Origin of the sequence: Actinoplanes sp. L3-i22, assembly GCF_019704555.1 — a bacterium.
In the GTDB taxonomy this organism is placed as follows: Bacteria; Actinomycetota; Actinomycetes; order Mycobacteriales; family Micromonosporaceae; genus Actinoplanes.
The window spans coordinates 3,681,196-3,697,169 of the sequence record NZ_AP024745.1; the positions used below are offsets into that span (position 1 = coordinate 3,681,196).

Annotated in this window: 18 protein-coding genes; 13 read left to right on the forward strand and 5 right to left on the reverse strand. The window is 73.2% G+C overall.

Annotated elements, in window-relative coordinates; genetic code table 11:
- The first annotated feature begins 10 nt into the window (after nt 1–10).
- A complete protein-coding gene (locus L3i22_RS16310; protein WP_221327810.1) occupies nt 11–1,021 on the forward strand; it encodes a hypothetical protein in 1,011 nt (336 codons plus the stop codon).
- Between the two features lie 3 nt (nt 1,022–1,024).
- Here L3i22_RS16310 and L3i22_RS16315 read toward each other — a convergent pair whose 3' ends face one another.
- On the reverse strand, nt 1,025–1,558 hold the full coding sequence (locus L3i22_RS16315) for a DUF305 domain-containing protein (protein WP_221327811.1): 534 nt from the start codon (nt 1,556–1,558) through the stop codon (nt 1,025–1,027).
- 88 nt (nt 1,559–1,646) lie between these two features.
- Nucleotides 1,647–3,149 carry a DUF1996 domain-containing protein gene (locus L3i22_RS16320; RefSeq protein WP_221327812.1) on the reverse strand — a complete coding sequence of 501 codons (1,503 nt, stop codon included), beginning with the start codon at nt 3,147–3,149 and terminating at the stop codon, nt 1,647–1,649.
- A gap of 228 nt (nt 3,150–3,377) precedes the next feature.
- Between L3i22_RS16320 and L3i22_RS16325 the strand changes: the two genes are divergently transcribed.
- The 6 genes from L3i22_RS16325 (at nt 3,378) to L3i22_RS54610 (ending at nt 7,944) form a co-directional block, all read left to right on the forward strand.
- Nucleotides 3,378–4,295: an acyl-CoA dehydrogenase gene (locus L3i22_RS16325; protein ID WP_255658289.1), complete on the forward strand. Its 918-nt coding sequence runs from the start codon at nt 3,378–3,380 to the stop codon at nt 4,293–4,295.
- On the forward strand, nt 4,289–5,011 hold the full coding sequence (locus L3i22_RS16330) for a PIG-L deacetylase family protein (RefSeq protein WP_255658290.1): 723 nt from the start codon (nt 4,289–4,291) through the stop codon (nt 5,009–5,011). The genes L3i22_RS16325 and L3i22_RS16330 overlap by 7 nt, the downstream gene beginning before the upstream one ends.
- Nucleotides 5,008–5,607: a class I SAM-dependent methyltransferase gene (locus tag L3i22_RS16335; protein WP_221327813.1), complete on the forward strand. Its 600-nt coding sequence runs from the start codon at nt 5,008–5,010 to the stop codon at nt 5,605–5,607. Before L3i22_RS16330 ends, L3i22_RS16335 begins: the two co-directional genes overlap by 4 nt.
- A gap of 260 nt (nt 5,608–5,867) precedes the next feature.
- On the forward strand, nt 5,868–6,482 hold the full coding sequence (locus L3i22_RS16340; RefSeq protein WP_221327814.1) for a TetR/AcrR family transcriptional regulator: 615 nt from the start codon (nt 5,868–5,870) through the stop codon (nt 6,480–6,482).
- Entirely contained in the window at nt 6,479–6,928 is a 450-nt protein-coding gene (locus L3i22_RS16345; RefSeq protein WP_221327815.1) for a thioesterase family protein, read from the forward strand. Before L3i22_RS16340 ends, L3i22_RS16345 begins: the two co-directional genes overlap by 4 nt.
- Nucleotides 6,925–7,944 carry an alpha/beta fold hydrolase gene (locus L3i22_RS54610; protein WP_221327816.1) on the forward strand — a complete coding sequence of 340 codons (1,020 nt, stop codon included), beginning with the start codon at nt 6,925–6,927 and terminating at the stop codon, nt 7,942–7,944. The genes L3i22_RS16345 and L3i22_RS54610 overlap by 4 nt, the downstream gene beginning before the upstream one ends.
- Here the strand turns inward: L3i22_RS54610 and L3i22_RS16355 are convergent.
- Entirely contained in the window at nt 7,941–9,446 is a 1,506-nt protein-coding gene (locus L3i22_RS16355; RefSeq protein WP_221327817.1) for a cellulase family glycosylhydrolase, read from the reverse strand. The two genes, L3i22_RS54610 and L3i22_RS16355, sit on opposite strands and share 4 nt — an antisense overlap.
- 116 nt (nt 9,447–9,562) lie before the next feature.
- Here L3i22_RS16355 and L3i22_RS16360 point away from each other — a divergent pair, with 116 nt between their 5' ends.
- From L3i22_RS16360 to L3i22_RS16370, 3 genes are read left to right on the forward strand one after another with little or no spacing between them, the layout of a single operon-like run.
- Nucleotides 9,563–10,339, forward strand: a complete 777-nt coding sequence (locus L3i22_RS16360) for a metallophosphoesterase (protein WP_255658291.1) — start codon at nt 9,563–9,565, stop codon at nt 10,337–10,339.
- A 30-nt stretch (nt 10,340–10,369) separates the two neighbouring features.
- Nucleotides 10,370–11,158: a carboxylesterase gene (locus L3i22_RS16365; RefSeq protein WP_221327819.1), complete on the forward strand. Its 789-nt coding sequence runs from the start codon at nt 10,370–10,372 to the stop codon at nt 11,156–11,158.
- A 44-nt stretch (nt 11,159–11,202) separates the two neighbouring features.
- Nucleotides 11,203–11,814 carry a VOC family protein gene (locus tag L3i22_RS16370; protein ID WP_221327820.1) on the forward strand — a complete coding sequence of 204 codons (612 nt, stop codon included), beginning with the start codon at nt 11,203–11,205 and terminating at the stop codon, nt 11,812–11,814.
- A gap of 81 nt (nt 11,815–11,895) precedes the next feature.
- Here the strand turns inward: L3i22_RS16370 and L3i22_RS16375 are convergent, their stop codons facing one another.
- Nucleotides 11,896–12,597, reverse strand: coding sequence for an SDR family NAD(P)-dependent oxidoreductase (locus L3i22_RS16375; protein ID WP_221327821.1), 702 nt, complete (start codon nt 12,595–12,597; stop codon nt 11,896–11,898).
- A gap of 209 nt (nt 12,598–12,806) precedes the next feature.
- Here L3i22_RS16375 and L3i22_RS16380 point away from each other — a divergent pair, with 209 nt between their 5' ends.
- From L3i22_RS16380 to L3i22_RS16390, 3 genes are all read left to right on the forward strand, one after another.
- Nucleotides 12,807–13,040 carry a hypothetical protein gene (locus tag L3i22_RS16380; protein ID WP_221327822.1) on the forward strand — a complete coding sequence of 78 codons (234 nt, stop codon included), beginning with the start codon at nt 12,807–12,809 and terminating at the stop codon, nt 13,038–13,040.
- 233 nt (nt 13,041–13,273) lie between these two features.
- On the forward strand, nt 13,274–14,248 hold the full coding sequence (locus L3i22_RS16385; RefSeq protein WP_221327823.1) for a hypothetical protein: 975 nt from the start codon (nt 13,274–13,276) through the stop codon (nt 14,246–14,248).
- A gap of 36 nt (nt 14,249–14,284) precedes the next feature.
- Entirely contained in the window at nt 14,285–14,902 is a 618-nt protein-coding gene (locus L3i22_RS16390) for a TetR/AcrR family transcriptional regulator (protein ID WP_221327824.1), read from the forward strand.
- Between the two features lie 10 nt (nt 14,903–14,912).
- Here L3i22_RS16390 and L3i22_RS16395 read toward each other — a convergent pair whose 3' ends face one another.
- Complete coding sequence (locus L3i22_RS16395; RefSeq protein ID WP_221327825.1) at nt 14,913–15,974, reverse strand: alanine racemase; 1,062 nt, start codon at nt 15,972–15,974, stop codon at nt 14,913–14,915.

A 15,974-nucleotide genomic window follows, 5' to 3' on the forward strand; every position in this document is an offset into this window, starting at 1 on the left:
AGTCCTCGGCATGCGAAACAAGACTCTCGCGACCCTGACCGCGCTGGCCGCCGCCGTACCGCTGGCGGCGTTCACCGCGCCGACCGCGGTGCAGGCGGCCGGCTCCAAGTTCTGTGACGGCGGCAGCTACACCGTGCTCGGCAAGACCGGCGTCAAGGACCGGTTCCGGGGCACGGTGGCGGCGCCGGCCGGGCGCTTCACCGTGCAGGGAAAGTACACCCGGTTCAGCGTGGACCCGGCGACGTTCGCGATCTACGACTACACGTTCACCGGCGCGGCGAACGTCGGGGACATGACCGGGGGACAGGCCACCGCGGTCTACGCGAGCAAGGTGCCCGACCATCGGGGACTCGCCCTGACCAGTGGCATCAGCCTCGAGCTGCGGGACGGGGACATGACGATCTCCCGTACCGGGACCGGGGGTCTGAGCATGAAGATCCAGGCCAAGGACTGTGCGCAGGGCGGCATCTTCCAGATGGAGCCGGCGCGCGGTGACGGCACCCGGACCCGGATCGTGCACACGCTGGCGGACTCCGCGTTCTACTACGACAACCCGAACTTCCGCGCCAGGCTCGGCTCGTGGCTGGGCTCCGCCTGCGCCGACGAGGTTTCCGGGCCCTCCGGGCAATTTTGCGTACGGGTGAGCCCGCGCGTGAACATCGCCAGCGATGCCGCCCCGAAGCTGGTGCTGCGGGACAGCGCCCAGGTCGCCACGCGGGTTCGGCAGGCGTCGTGCGGGCCGGACTTCACCAACCCGCTGGGTCTGTCGGAGACGACGGATCACTGCGGGGCGACCAGCGTCTGGGATGTCGCCAGCGGTGGGCGGATGGGGATGGTGACCGGGGAGGACGCCACCGAGGTGGCCAACCCGCCGACCAACTGCACCGAGGACTGCGAGGCGGGGAACGGGGTCAACGGGCGGCTGGCGATCCTGGGGTTCCCGGCGGTGGTTCCGGCGGGGAGCCGGCTGGCGCCGCGGACGTCGGGGGACGGGCTGACGGCTCCGCTCACCGCGCCCTGAGGGTCATCCCACGGGGAGTGCTGAACGGGTGGTGAGGACGGTGCCGGCCAGGGTTCGGGTGGCCTGGTCGGCGCCGTGGTCCTGTTCGCCGCGGGCCAGGGCGATCGACTGGGTGATGCCCTCGCGGAGCTTGTCGAGGGCAGCGCGGTCGAAGGCCGTACCGGGAAGGGCTGTCATGGTTTTCAGTTCTTCCGCGGTGACCATGCCCGGCATCGGCATGCCCACGTGCGGATTGTCGGCCGGGAGGCCGGCCCGGTCGTGCAGGGCGCGCAGTTGGGGCAGCTCGGCGTCGGTGAGGGTGCGCACCTGGGCGGCGAGCGAGGTGACTGCGGGGGTCGCGGTGTGCGCCGGGATCGCGTCGAGCAGGGGGAGGAGCTGCTCGTCGAGGGCCAGGGCGACCTCGATCCAGGCCAGGTCGGTGCCGCCGAACGCCGGCTCCGTCGCGGTGGCGGTCGTGGTCGCGACGGCCGCGGTTGGCGTCGGCTCGGCGCAGCCGGCCAGCATCAGCGCCGCGGCCGCGATCGCGATCAGTCGCACGGTGGCTCCTTGCATACATGCGGAACATGACAGGTGATGCCCCTGCTGCTGGTCAGCAGGGGCATCGGTCCTACTCGGGTCGGGACGGTCAGCCGCCGGTGAAGGTCGGCGTCGAGCCGCACTTCGCCCCGGCGTTGATGCACACCTTGACCAGCGCGCCGATCTTCGCCGGCTCCCACGCGTTCATGAAGTCGCCGTGGATCGACGACGCCATCCCGGAGGACAGCGCCAGCCCGTCCCCGCCGAGCGAGTCGTAGCCGAGCATCAGCGACAGGCTCGGGATCGCCACCGGGAAGTCGCCCTTGCAGACGCCGTTGACCGACGGACCCATGTGCGACTTGTGGTCCGGCGAGTCGACGTGCTTGCCGTCCCAGCAGTCCTGGAACGTCAGCTGGTAGATCAGGTTGCCGCCGGCCGCACACTTCGGCCAGTTCCCGTCGGCGCTGCGGCCGGTCTCGGCGCTGCCCGCGCACCAGAACTGCGAGCTGGTGCCGGCCGGCGTGGCGACCTGCTTCTTCGGGTCACCCTGGACCATCACCAGGCCCGGCGGGAACGGCCGTACCGTCGCCGGGTCCTTGATCTTCGCCCCGTAGTACGCCCGGAAGTTCTTCATCTTGACCGGGGTGCCGTTCTTCAGCAGCGTCGGCGCCCAGTACGCGCTGTTGTCGCCGGGCGCCGTGCAGGTCGTCGACTCGGCGAGCAGGTCCTTGCCGGTGCTGCTGGCGGTGACCTTCGGGCCGAAGAACGTGTGCAGGTGGGACGCGCCGGGCAGGTTCGGGAAGACGATCGGGTCGTCGGGCGTCTCGCCGGAGACCGAGCAGTCGGTGTGGAACTCGGGGACCATGGTGATGCCGGCCGGGACCGGCTTCGAGGCCACCGCGTTGTACTGGGCGAGCGCCTTGTCCCACGCGGCCTGGTCGACGTCGACCCAGCCGCCGGGGGTGGCGGCGGGCGGGGTTGAGGTCGCGGCGCTCGACGGCGTCGCGGACGGGGTGCCGGCCGGCGGCTCGGTGGTCGTGGCGGGGGAGGCCGGCGGCGTGGTCGGGGTAGCGGAGCCCGACCCCAGCAGCAGGTAGTTGAGGTTGACGAAGTCCGAGCGGGACTTGCTCTTCATGACCAGGAACAGATTCTGCTTGCCGGCCGGCGCGGCGGCGGCCTTGGCGGTGACCGTCGTCCACTTCTGCCAGCCGCCGGTCTTCGCGACCGGGAACGTGGCCAGCAGCGGGCCGGCCGGGCTGCCCAGGCGTGCCTCGACCGCGCCGCCGTCGGCGTTGTTCGAGGCGATCCGGGCGCTCAGGGTGCCGCCGCCGATGGTGACGCCCTGGTACTTCAACCAGTCGCCGTTGGCCAGCCAGCCGACGTTCTTGCCGCCGCCGGTGTCCGAGGTCTTCTCGGTCTTGGCGCCGGACTGGGCGGTGAACGCCTCGGCCTGCAGCGCGCCCGGGACGGTGACCTCGCCGGCGTCCGCGGTCGCGATGTAGACGCCGCTCGCCCCGAGCGCCGCGACCACGGTCGCGCCCAGGATCACCCGGGTGGTCCGGCGTCGCCGCCGGGGATCCCCCGGAGCGACGTGCCTCGATTCATTAGACATGCGAAATCCTCAATCAACTGCCGAAGAATTGCTTCGGGACGAATTATGCGCACCTCTCACAGCTGATTCAATACGTCAAGAAAAAATTCATTTCCGCAGGTCAGAGGGGTGCTGGTGGCCGCGATCCGGCCTCTGAATAACAGTTTTTCCGAGCCGGTTCCTTAAGTTTTCTTTAAGGCTTACGGGTGGTTCGTGATTGCCCGGCGAAACGCGGGGTATCCGCTCGCCGTGTTGATCGAACTTCCGGATCTGCCCCTGCCCGGCCGCGGGGCGACCGCCGAACGTCTGCGCGGGCTGACCGCGCTGGGCCGGGCCGATCTCGTCGCCTGCCGGCTCGCCGAGGGGCACGCCGACGCCGTCGCGATCCGCGCCGAGCTCGGCGACGCCTGTCCTCCCGGCGATCAGGACCATGCGGTGGGCGAGGTCCGCTGGGGCGTCTGGGCCGCCACACCCGCTTCGGTACGGGCCGAGCCCGGCCCCGAGGGCTGGCTCCTCACCGGCGACCGCCCGTGGTGCTCCGGCGCGGCCTGGTGCACCGACGCGCTGGTGACCGCGGCAGCCGACGACGGGATCCGGCTGTTCGCGGTGCGCAACGACGGCCCGTACGCGCAGCCCCTGGACGGCACCTGGCCGGCGATCGGGATGTCCGGCAGTGACAGCCGGACGGTCCGCTTCACCGGCGTCCCGGCCCGCCCGGTCGGCGGCCCCGGCGACTACGTCGACCGTCCCGGCTTCTGGCACGGCGGCGTCGGCGTGGCCGCCTGCTGGTACGGCGGCGCGCTCGCGGTCGCCGACACCCTGCACGCCGCGGCCCGCGCCCGGGAGCTCGGCCCGCACGCGCTGGCGCACCTCGGCGCGATCGACGTCGCGGCCGGCGCGGTCCTCGACCAGGCGGCGGCCCGGATCGACGCGGAGCCCGGGGCCGACGCGCACCGGCTCGCCCTGCGGGTGCGCGCGACCGTCGAGCACGCCGCGACCGAGGTGATCGACCGGGTCGGCCGGGCGCTCGGCGCCGGGCCGCTCTGCCGCGACAACAACCACGCGCAGCGGATCGCCGACCTGACCGTCTACCTGCGCCAGAGCCACGCCGAGAGCGACCTGGAACAGCTCGGCCGGCTGCTGGCGACGGAGGAGTCACCGTGGTGAGACCGATCGCCGGGAACGGCACCACCGAGGAGCAGTGGCGGACCTGGACCGCGATGCGGCAGTGGCCCGAGCTCCGGCTCGACCCGCCCGGCCCGCCGCTGGTCGTCGCGCCGCACCCGGACGACGAGATCCTCGGCGTGGCCGGGCTGATGGCCATGCTCGGCGCGGCCGACCTGGCCGCGGTCACCGACGGCGAGGCGTCGCACCCCGGGTCGACCGTGCACACACCGGCCGCGCTCGCCGCGATCCGGCGCGCCGAGACCGCCGATGCGCTGAACCGGCTCGGGCTCGGCTCGGCGGTGACCCACCGGCTCGGGCACCCGGACGGCGGGATCGACGAGGACGTCCTGGCCGGGCAGCTGGCCGGGCTGCTCACCCCGGGCCGGTGGTGCCTGGTCACCTGGCGCGGGGACGGGCATCCGGACCACGAGGCGAGCGGGCGGGCGGCGGCGCGGGCGTGTGCCGAGACCGGCGCCCGGCTGCTCGAATACCCGATCTGGGCGTGGCACTGGGCGTCGCCGGACAGCCCCGACGTGCCGTGGGACCGGGCCCGGCGGGTCGATCTGCCGCCGGCCGCCCGGACCGCGAAATCCGCCGCGATAGCGGCTTTCCCGAGCCAGACCGTGCCGCTGGGCCCGGCCGAGGCGGACGCCGCGATCCTGCCGCCGCACGTCGTCGCCCGCTTCACCCGCCCGTTCGAGGTGATCTTCGCGTGACCACGCCGATCGCCTACTTCGAGCGGATGTACGCCGCCGACCCCGACCCGTGGAGCTTCGAGTCCCGCTGGTACGACGCCCGCAAGCACGCCCTGACCGTGGACGCGCTCCCGTCGCCGCGCTACCGGCGCGGGCTCGAGCCGGGCTGCTCCACCGGCCTGCTGACCGCACGGCTGGCCGCCCGCTGCGACCACCTGCTCGCGGTCGACGCGGTCGAGTCGGCGGTGCGGACCACCGCCGGGCGGCTCGCCGGCGACCGGCACGTGCGGGTGCGGGCCGCGCGGATGCCGGACGAGTGGCCGGAGGAGACGTTCGACCTGATCGTCCTCTCCGAGCTGGGCTACTACTTCGACGACGCCGACCTGGCGACGCTGCTCGCCCGGGCGGCCGGCTCCCTCGAGCCCGGTGGCGACCTGGTGGCCGTGCACTGGCGGTGGCCGGTCGGCGAGCACGCCCGCGGCGGCGACGAGGTGCACGCCGCCCTGGCCGGAGTCCCGGGCCTGCACCGGCTGGCCCGGCACGAGGAGGCGGACTTCCTCCTGGAGGTCTTCAGCCGCGACCCGGCCTCGGTCGCGCGCCGCTCCGGCCTGCGGTGATCGCCGTCGTCGTCCCGGCCCACGACGAGCGCGCGCGGCTGCCGGCCTGCCTCGCCGCGCTGCGGGCGGCTTTCCGCCGGTCACCCACGACGAGGACCGGGGCCTGGTCGACGCGGTCCGGGCGGCCGGCGGCCGGGTGGTGACCGACGCCCGCTGCCCGGTGCGGACCAGTGCCCGCCCGGACGGCCGCGCCCCGGACGGGTTTTCTGTTCACCTCAATAATCTTTACGACCGGTCGGTCTTTTTGTAGGGTCGAGGGCATGACCCAGGACGGCCGGCTGCTCCGCGGCGAACGCACCCGCACCGCGGTGCTCGACCAGGCGCTGCTGCTCGCCACCGTCGACGGGCTGGACGGGCTGTCGCTCGGCCAGGTCGCCGCGGCGCACGGGGTCAGCAAGTCCGGCCTGTTCGCGCACTGGCGCTCCAAGGAGTCGCTGCAGCTCGCGGTGATCGACCACGCCCGGGCGCAGTGGACCGAGCGGGTCATCCGGCCGGCGCTCGCCGAGCCGGCCGGGGTGCGCCAGGTGTGGTCCGTGCACGACCACCGGCTCGGGTTCTACGAGTCCGGGGCGCTGCCCGGCCGGTGCTTCTTCGCCAACGCGCACTTCGAGTTCAACGCCCGCCCGGGGGTGATCCGGGATCGGCTCGCCACCGAGCAGTCCGACTGGATGGCGTTCCTGACCCGGGTCGCCGCCGAGGGCGCCGACCTGCGGCCGGGCACCGATCCGGCACAGCTGGCGTATCTGATCGAGTCGCTCGGGGTGTGCGCGGTCATGCGCCCCTCGCCGGCGAGCTTCCGGCACGCGCGCCGGGTGCTGCACGACTTCCTCCGTACCGTCGCCATTGATCCTGATTCTCTCCCGGAGCTGACATGACAACCGTGACCGAAGCCGGCGCCATCATTCCCATGCCGGTGCACTTCGACGACCTGGACGCGATGGGGGTCCTGCACAACGCGCGCTACGCGGTGCTGGTCGAACGCGCCGTGATCCAGTGGTGGAACGAGCACGGCGTCTCGTTCTCCGGTGGCCGCCCGACCACGCCGGACGCGTTCAACGTGGTCCGGGAGTACGGGATCACCTTCCACCGCCCGGTGACCGGGACCGGCGACATCGTCGTCCACTTCTGGATCGACCACCTGGGCTCGACCAGTGCCACCTACGGTTTCCGGGTCACCTCCACCGACGGCGGGATCGTGCACGCCGAGGGCAAGCGGGTGAACGTCCGGCTGGACCCGGCCACCATGCGCCCGGCCCCGTGGACCGAGCCGGGCCGGGAGATCGCCGCGACCCTGCTGCGGCCCGGCAAGATGGGTGGATGAGCACCTTCGTCCTGATCCACGGCGCCGGCGACGTCGGCTGGTACTGGCACCTCGTCGAGGCCGAACTACGAGCGCGCGGCCACGACGTCGTCGCGCCGGACCTGCCCTGTGACGACGACACCGCCGGCCTGGTCGAGTACGCCGACGCCGTGGTCGCCGCGATCGGTGACCGGACGGACCTGGTCGTCGTCGGGCAGTCGCTGGGCGGCTTCATCGCGCCGCTGGTCTGCGCGCGCGTGCCGGTCGACCAGCTGATCCTGGTCGCGCCGATGATCCCGGCGCCGGGCGAGTCGCCCGCTGAGTACTGGTCGCACACCGGCTGGGACGTGCACGGCGACTTCGACGACTGGTTCTACCAGGATGTCCCGCCCGAGCTGGCCGCCGAGGCCCGCCGGCACGGGCGCGCCCAGTCCGAGGCCCGGCTGGGCGAGCCGTCGCCGCTGACCGCGTGGCCCGACGTGCCCACCCGGGTGCTGATCTGCCGCGACGACCGGATGTTCCCGCCCGACTACCTGCGCCGGGTCGCGCGGGAGCGGCTCGGCGTGGTGCCCGACGAGATCGACGGCGGTCACACGCCCGCGCTGAGCCGGCCGGTGGAATTGGCGGGGCGGCTCGACGCGTACGTCTCAATCCCGGTTTTGATCCGGACTTTTTTCGCGGCCTTCGCCTCCGGCGACGACCTCGACGAACGCCTCGGCGCGCTGCGCCGCGCTTTCCTGCCCGGTGCGATCATCGTCCGCACCTGCGGGTCAGAGCCTGAGGTGTACGACGTGGAAGGCTTCATCGCCCCACGCCGCGCCCTGCTGAGCGGCGACGGGCTGACCGGCTTCCGGGAGTGGGAGGTCACCGGCCGCACCGAGGTGTACGGCGACGTCGCCCAGCACTTCTGCACCTACGCGAAGTCGTGGACCCGGGACGGCGCCGAGCACACCGGCCGCGGCGCCAAGACGATGCAGTTCGCCCGGACAGCGGCCGGCTGGCGCCTTTCCGCGGTTGCCTGGGACGACGAACGTTAGGACGCGTCGATGCGCACGTCGTCGAACCAGACCGAGCCCAGGTTGTCGCCGGACTTCAGGTGCAGCTGGACGCCGGCCGCGTCGTCCGGCGCGACCGTCTCGACGGTCAGCCGGGTCCAGTCGGTGGTGCCCCGGGGCAGCCGCGCCGACCGGTCCTGACGGATCCAGCGGCCGTCGGCGTCGAACCAGCTCAGCGCGATCTCGGTGGTCCCGGTCGCGTCCGCGCCGCGGGCCCACGCCGACGCCGTCCAGGTCTGGCCGCCCACCACCGGGGTGACCGGGGAGATCCGCAGCGACGGCAGGCCGCGCGAGCTCCGGCCGGTGCCGGAGAACCGCACCGACCGGGAACCGGCGTGCGCGACCTCGTCGGTCTGCTGGGCGACCCCGCCCTCCGGGAAGTTGTCCCGCCACGGCGAGTCGGTGTTGTCCTGCTCGAAGCTGAGGTCCAGCACGTCCTCGGCGGATTCGGTGCCGGACCAGGCGGACCGGACCACGGCGGCGGCCGGCTTGGCGGTGCCGTCGGTGCGGTAGAGGCCGAACTGGTACTGCGCCGGCAGCGTCGCCACCATCGAGCCGGCCGGGATCGAGCCCTCGGTGAAGTCGGTCAGCGTCCACGGCGACACCGAGCGGACCCCGGCGACCGCCGCCGCCCGGAAGACCCGGGCCAGGTAGGCGGCCTGCTCGCCGGGACTGCCGACGCCGGTGCTCAGGCCGGTCTCGCCGATCACCATCAGGTTCGGCGCGACCGCGGCGCGGGCCCGCACGATGTCGGTGAGCGCCTTCTCGGACTCGCCGTAGAAGTGGAAGTCGTAGTAGTCCAGCGTCACGTCGCCGAGCACGTCGCGCAGCTCGGCCAGCCCGTCCGGGCCGGCGTGCCCGTCGACCGACACGGTCAGCGGCATCGTCGGCGCGAGCGCGCGGATCGCCGGGATCACGGTCCGGACCCAGCGCACGGCCGGCTCGTCCTCCGGCGACATCTCGTTCTTCACCTCGACCGCGATCACCCGCGGGTCGTCGGTGTACGGCCCGATCACGGCCCGCGCCCAGTCGACGCTCCCGCGCACGCTCTTGTAGTGCGACCACCAGTCGAACAGGGTCAGCTTCACGGCGAGCCCGTGCAGCGCCGCGATGCTGATGAAGTCGCTGAGCCTGTCCAGGTACTCGGGCCGCGGCGTGGGGAAGCCGAACACCCGGGGGAACACCACGATCCGCACGCTGTCCGCGCCGAGCGCGGCGATCCGGCCCAGGTCGCTGTCGACCTGCACCGCGTCGAACCGGGTCCACATCGCCGACCAGCCGGCGCCCGAGGGGTAGTAGTTCATGGTCTTCGCCCCGGCGACGGCGGCGAGCCGCCCGGCCAGGGTCGGAGCACCGTCGGCGGCGGCCGTCACGGGCGCGGTTCCGGCCTCCGGTTCGTCGGCGGAGGCGGGCACCGCTGGGGCGAGGACACCCACGGTCAGCAGGAAAGACAGGGCGAGGGCACGAAAGCGTTCACTGCTCATCGAGGTACGGCGTCCTTTCACGTCATCGTCGCGGCATGAACCGTTTCGGCCCGCCCGAGACGACGCGGAGTTCAGCCCGGTTGCCAACCGGACACCATCCGGTGCAGGGTCGTGCCGTGCCCCGGCTTGATCGCATCGCGCTCATCTCTGACGTCCACGGGAATCTGACCGCTCTGGAGGCCGTGCTCCGCGACATCGAGGACCGGGGGATCGAGCGGATCTACAACCTCGGCGACTTCGTCGGGAAGGGGCCGCGCGGCCGGGAGGTGATCGACCGCTGCCGGGAGCGGTGTCCGGTCAACATCCTCGGGAACTGGGACGACTTCCTGCCCGACCCGGCGCGGACCTACGACAACGAGGCGATGCGCTGGTGGCTGGCGCAGCTCGGCCCGGGCCAGGGCGACTGGCTGCGCGCCCTGCCGTTCTGCCACGACCTGCTGATGAGCGGCCGCCGGATCCGGCTCTTCCACGCCTCGGCGACGAGCGTGCACCACCGGGTCAGCTTCGACCACGACGGGGAGCAGTTCGCCGGCATGTTCGCCAACACCGCGGCGACCGGGGACCGGAATCCGGCGCCCACGGTCGTCGGCTACGGCGACACGCACGATCCGTTCTACGAGGTGGGGCCGGGTGGCCGGACGCTGTTCAACACCGGCAGCGTGGGCAACTCGATGGACGACCCGACCCCGGTCTACGCGATTCTCGAAGGGGTTCTCGACTCCCCGGAGCCGGCGTCGTTCGGCGTTCAGTTCGTCCGCGTGCCGTGCGACCTGGAGGCGGAGCTGGCCGAGGCGGCCCGGCTGGGCATGCCCGAGCTGGACGGCTACGTCTCCGAGCTGCGGCACGGCATCTATCGCGCCCGGAGCACGCCGGTCTATCACCGCAAGGGCTGAACTCCGGCCGGTCCCGTACGTTGTCCCCCGATGATGGACACTTCGGAGCGAGAACCGAGCCGCCTGCTCAGTCACGGCGGCCGGACCGCGCGGGCCGTGCTGCTGCTGCACGGATACACGCACGACCCGTCGCAGTTCGCCGGGCTCGGGGCGGAGCTGTTCGCGCGCGGTTACAACGTTTTCATCCCCAGGGCGCCGGGGCACGGTCTGCCCGATGCGCACGCTCACCGGTCGGTCACCCGAAGACAATTGACGACGTACGGCGAAGAAGCTCTTGATCTGGTGAAAACGCTCGGCGACGAGGTGGGCATCGCCGGCATCTCCGGTGGCGCGGTGCTCGCGGCCCGGCTGGCGACGCGCCGGGACAGCGAGGTCCGGCGGCTGTTGCTGCTGGCCCCGTTCTTCCGCCCGAGCCCGGCGCAGGCACCCGCCGCCCTGATCGACGCCATGACCGTCCTGTACGGCCGCGGCCTGCTCCCGGACCGGATCACCACCCGCGGCTATTCGCTGCGCGCGGTCGCCCAGTACCTGGCGCTCGCCCGCACGATCCGCCCCCGCAACGCCCGCCTCGACACCCTGGCGATGGTCCTCAGCCGGGGTGACACCGTCGTCGACCCCCGCCGCGCGATCGCGGTGGCGACCCGTCTGGCCGGCTCGAGTGGCATTCCGCTGACCCTGGAGAGCATCGAGGGAGCCGGGCACGACGTGCTGAAGGTCCCCGGTTCCGAGAAGCTCTACGCGGACCTCTACGAGGGTCGCCCCGGGCATGGACCAGGGCCGCACACGGGGGCGACCACCCCCTCCGCGACGGCAGAGTGATCCGTGGATGCCGACCGGGCATCCACACAGCGGAGGAGCTGACGATGGTGGACTTCCAGGTCGAGATCATGGTCCTGCCGGTTGCGGACGTGGACCGGGCCAAGGCCTTCTACGCGGGCCTCGGGTGGCGCGAGGACGTGGACTACGCGGGCCCCGACGACTTCCGGGTGGTGCACTTCACCCCGCCCGGATCGGCCGCGTCGATCATCATCGGCAGCGGGGTCACCGACGCCGTCCCGGGCTCCGAGCGCGGCGTGCACCTGGTGGTCGGCGACATCGAGGCGGCCCGCGCCGACCTGGTCGCCCGGGGCGCCGAGCCGAGCGAGATCTTCCACGACGCGGGTGGCGTGTTCCACCACGCCGGCACGGCCGCCCGGGTCGCCGGCCCGCACCCGGACCGCCAGTCGTACGGCTCGTTCCTGACCTTCAGCGACCCGGACGGCAACGTCTTCACGCTGCAGGAGGTCACCCGGCGCCGCCCGGGCCGGATCGATCACGTCGTCTACGGCTCGGCCGCCGAGCTGGAGGCGGCCCTGCGGGACGCGGCGATCGCGCACGGCAAGCACGAGGCCGAGGTGCTCGACGGCAAGTACGACGAGAACTGGCCGGCCTGGTACGCCCAGTTCATGGCCCGGGCCGCCGGCCTGGAGTCCTGAGCAACCCGCCACGAGAGCCGGCCCGGAACGCCCCGGGCCGGCTTTTCCGTGCTCAGCTCGGCCCATTTCCGTGGCGCCGGTTCAGCTCGGCCCGCTTCCGCGGCGTCGGCTCAGCTCGGCCCACTTCCGCGCCTCGGCGATCCGGTCCGCGCCGGCCGACAGTGCCGCCGCGAGCGCGTCCGCGCCCAGCGGCAACCGGCGCGGCGGGTCGTCGGCCGCCACCACCCGCACGATCGCCTCGGCCGCCCGCACCGGCTCGCACTCACCCAGCTCCACGAGGATCACCCGGATGCCGAGCGGCGCGACCCGCACCTCCAGGAAGCCCTCCGCCGCGATCCCGCCGGTCCGCCGGTCACCGGCGGAGACCTGCACGAACGTGCCGGCCCGCAGGACCGGCAGCGCGGCCTCGGTGACGTGCACAACGCCGAACAGGTCCGCCTCGATCTCGGCCCGCAGGCCGTCCGCATCCCCGGCCCGCAGGCTGTCCGCGTCCTCGGCCCGGAGTCGGTCCGCGTCCTCGGCCGGCGCGCCGGTGACCACCACGTCCAGGCGCCCGAACGCGTCGACCGTGTCCCGGACCGCCCGTCGCGCCGCGGCGGGGTTGGTGACGTCCAGCGCGACCGCCTCGACCCGCCCCGGAAACGCCGCGACCAGGTCTTTCAGCTCGTCCGGCCGGCGCGCGGCGGCCATCACCCGGGCGCCGGACTCGGCGGCCGCCACCACGACGGCCCGGCCGGGTGCCCGGTCACTCCCGGTCACCAGCCAGACCTTCGGCTCACTCATGCTGTCTCCCCTTCCCGGCGGTGGTCCCACCGGCCCACTGTCGCCCGCGGCCCCCGGGTGCGGGACCAGGGTCCGGCCCTGGCCCGGGGGACACCAGGGTTCGCGACCAGTGCGCCGCCCTGGGGCGCCGGGCGCCCCGGACGGAGCAGGTTGAACGGACTACCCGCTGCACTCCCTGCGCGCAGCGGTCGCCTGAGAGGGGTTCCATCGTGATCACCGCCCGGATCGCGCCGTTCGCCGTAGCCGCGGCGTTCGGCCTCGCCTTCGCCTCGGCCTGCGACGACGAGATGTCCGTCGCCGACGCCGTGGTCGCCGCGGCCGCCGGCCCGGACCGCCCCGCGCCGCCGCCCCCCATCCGCCAATGGGTGGAGTCGTCCCATCGGAGGGAATCCCTTCAGCCCGGAGAAGATCAAATTCTTTCTTGCCTCGGCTGCGGCCAATAACTGATCGTCGCTCCCGCGGGGACCCTTCCGGTCCTCGCAGGGCGCGGGGCGCCCAAAAACGCGAGGCCCTACAGGGCGACGTCCGCGGGTGGCTGCGGTTTCAAAGGACCCACGCGATCCGATCCGTGGTCCCGGCCCAGCCGCGTCTTCCGCCCCCTCGGGGCCGGGTTCAGTGTTGTGATGAAGTTCGCTCGATTGGCAAATATTGATTATAGTGGCCTATAAACTTCACCATGTCGAACGTTGTTGAATGGAACGATGCCGCGCAGGACGCCTTCGCGGGGGACCTCGTCACGATCTTCGCGTACACCACCCCGGCCGGCGGCGCGATCGCGATCCCGGTCTCCCCGACCGGCGGAGTGCACCGCCCGGCCGGCGAGCTCTCGGTGACCACGTCCCTGGCGTTCAACCGCAAACTGCGCCACCTGCTGCGCGACCCCCGGGTGGCGATGGCGTACCACACCCGCGACCACGGCTTCGCCACCGGCGACGACTTCGTGCTGGCCCAGGGCCTGGCCACGGTCCCGCTGGAGCCGTCCCCGGCCCGGCTCGCCGCGATCCAGCCGGACATGGACCGCTTCCTCGGCCCCGCCCCGACCGGCCCGATCTGGGACTGGCTGCTCCGGGAGTACCACCAGCAGCGCGTCGTCATCGACATCGCGGTCCGCCGGGTCGCGTCCTGGCCGGCCCTGGACGGCAGCGGCGCCCGCCAGGTCACCGGCGAGCCCTGGCCGGCGGCGAGCCCGGCCGCGCAGCAGCCGCCGGCCCGGGGCACCGCGCCCCGGGTCGACACCGCCAGGTTCCACAAGCAGATCCACCAGCTCCCGCACCAGCTGGTCGCGTTCCGCGGCGCGGACGGTTTCCCGGTGGTCGTGCCGGTCCGGGTCACCGCCCGGGACGAGCGCGGCCTGCACCTGGAGGCGCCGGCCGGCCTGCTCCCGGAGGGCGGCCGCCGAGCCGGTCTCGCCGCGCACTCGTTCGGCCCACAGGCGATCGGCCTGGCCACCCGCTGGGCCACCGGCTGGCTGGAGGTCACCGGCGGCGCCGCGGTCTACGCCCCGCACACCGCGGCCGGCTTCGTCGCCCCGCCGGTCAAGACCGTCCAGACGTTCGTCAACGGCGTGATGGCCAAGCAGGGCATCCGCAAGGCCCGCCGGGACGGCACGCTCACCGAGCTGGCCGCGCTGAAGGCCGCGCCGGTGGAATGAGGGAAGCCGCCGGTACGACCGCTACGATCCGTGATCGTGGCAGCGAACCGGTACAACTCGCCGCGGCGAGCCGACGCCGCGGCCGCGACCCGTGCCGAGATCCTGGCCGCCGCCCGCGAGCTGTTCGTGCGGGACGGCTACGCGGAGACCACGGTTCCGAAGATCGCCCGGGCCGCCGGCGTCGCGGTGCCGACCGTCTACACCAGCGCCGGCGGTAAGGCGGACATCCTGGCCGCGCTGCTGATGCCGATCATGGAGGATCCGGCGGCGACGGAGACCGCGTCGGCGGTCCGGGCGACCTCCGACGGCGCCGAGATCATCCGCCTGATCGGGTACGGAACGTGGCAGAACCACGCCCGGCACTGGGACACCGTCGTCGAGCTGTTCCCGCAGGCCCGCGCCGAGCCGGCCGCCGCCGCCGTGCACGACCGGATCCTGCGGGGCTATCAGCAGGCGGTCGGCGTGATCGCCGACCGCCTGGCCGAGTCCGGCACCCTGCGTGCCGGCCTGAGCCGGGACGACGCGCACGACATCCTGTGGTTCTACTTCGGCGCGGGCGCCTGGCCGGCCCTGGTCCGGGACCGCGGCTGGTCCCTGGAGCGCACCCGCGACTGGCTGATCGAGGCGGCGTCCAGGGACCTGCTCAGCGGCTGACCCCGCCGGCTCAGGTGTTGGCGTTCCGAGCGGCCACCCGCCAGCGGTCCACCTCCTGGCCCGCGGACACCACGACCAGCTCGTCGGCGAGGTTCACGGTCGTACACACGTGGTTGGGCACCACCCGCAGGACCTCGCCGAGCCCCGGCACCGCGGCCCCCTCGGGCACAACGACCGTGGCGTGGTGCTCGGACAGCGCGACGATCCGCGCCTCCGGCTGATCGATCAGCCGCCCGAACCCGGTCGCCCACGCCTGCTGGTCGGCCCCGAGCACCTTGCTCCCGGCGTCCACGATGATCCGGTTCCCGGACCGGCTGACCACCGTCGCCGTGACGGTCAGCGCCACGTCCGCCCACCCGCACGTGCCCAGCTCGACCTGCTGCGCGTCGCCGAACAGGTAGACCCCGGGCCGCATCTCGGTCACCACGCCCGGGCCGGTCAGCGCGGCGGTCGGGGTGGAGCCGCCGCTGCGGACGCCGGCGTCCAGGCCCGCCGCGGTCACCGCGGCCGCGGCCTCGGTCAGCGCGGACTCCTCTTCACCCGCGACCGGCCGCTGACGACCGGGACCGTAGGCGTGACCGGGGAACGTGAAGACCCCCCGTACGCGCAAGCCTGCTTTTTCTGCCTTTGCGGCAAGATCACCGGCCGCTGCCGGCGCCACGCCGCTGCGATGATGCCCGCTGTCCACCTCGACCAGCACCTCCAGGCCGGGCACCGCCGCGCCCAGCGCCGCGGCGCTCTCCGCCGAGTCGATCCCGACCCGCAGCGCCACCCGCGACGCGAGCTCCCGCAGCCGGGCGGCCCGCTGCGGCGAGGGCCAGACCGGATACGCGATGAACAGGTCGTCGAGCCCGGCCGCGGCGAAGACCTCGGCCTCGGCCACGGTGGCCACGGTCAGCCCGGCCGCGCCGAGCTCGACCTGCCGCCGGGCGATCTCCACGCACTTGTGCGTCTTGGCGTGCGGCCGCAGCGCGAACCCGCGGGCGGCGGCGCTCGACGCCATCGCCCGCAGATTCCGGTCGAGCACGCCCCCGTCCACGATCACGCTCGGGGTGGGCAGATCGACAACCAC

Bases quoted from the DNA above. Each gene is read 5' to 3' on its own strand.
- L3i22_RS16385 (WP_221327823.1), top strand. From the start codon at position 13,274: ATGTCGAACGTTGTTGAATGGAACGATGCCGCGCAGGACGCCTTCGCG.
- L3i22_RS16320 (WP_221327812.1), bottom strand. From the start codon at position 3,149: ATGTCTAATGAATCGAGGCACGTCGCTCCGGGGGATCCCCGGCGGCGA.
- L3i22_RS16355 (WP_221327817.1), bottom strand. From the start codon at position 9,446: ATGAGCAGTGAACGCTTTCGTGCCCTCGCCCTGTCTTTCCTGCTGACC.
- L3i22_RS16365 (WP_221327819.1), top strand. From the start codon at position 10,370: ATGATGGACACTTCGGAGCGAGAACCGAGCCGCCTGCTCAGTCACGGC.
- L3i22_RS54610 (WP_221327816.1), top strand. From the start codon at position 6,925: ATGAGCACCTTCGTCCTGATCCACGGCGCCGGCGACGTCGGCTGGTAC.
- L3i22_RS16340 (WP_221327814.1), top strand. From the start codon at position 5,868: ATGACCCAGGACGGCCGGCTGCTCCGCGGCGAACGCACCCGCACCGCG.
- L3i22_RS16345 (WP_221327815.1), top strand. From the start codon at position 6,479: ATGACAACCGTGACCGAAGCCGGCGCCATCATTCCCATGCCGGTGCAC.
- L3i22_RS16370 (WP_221327820.1), top strand. From the start codon at position 11,203: ATGGTGGACTTCCAGGTCGAGATCATGGTCCTGCCGGTTGCGGACGTG.
- L3i22_RS16310 (WP_221327810.1), top strand. From the start codon at position 11: ATGCGAAACAAGACTCTCGCGACCCTGACCGCGCTGGCCGCCGCCGTA.
- L3i22_RS16375 (WP_221327821.1), bottom strand. From the start codon at position 12,597: ATGAGTGAGCCGAAGGTCTGGCTGGTGACCGGGAGTGACCGGGCACCC.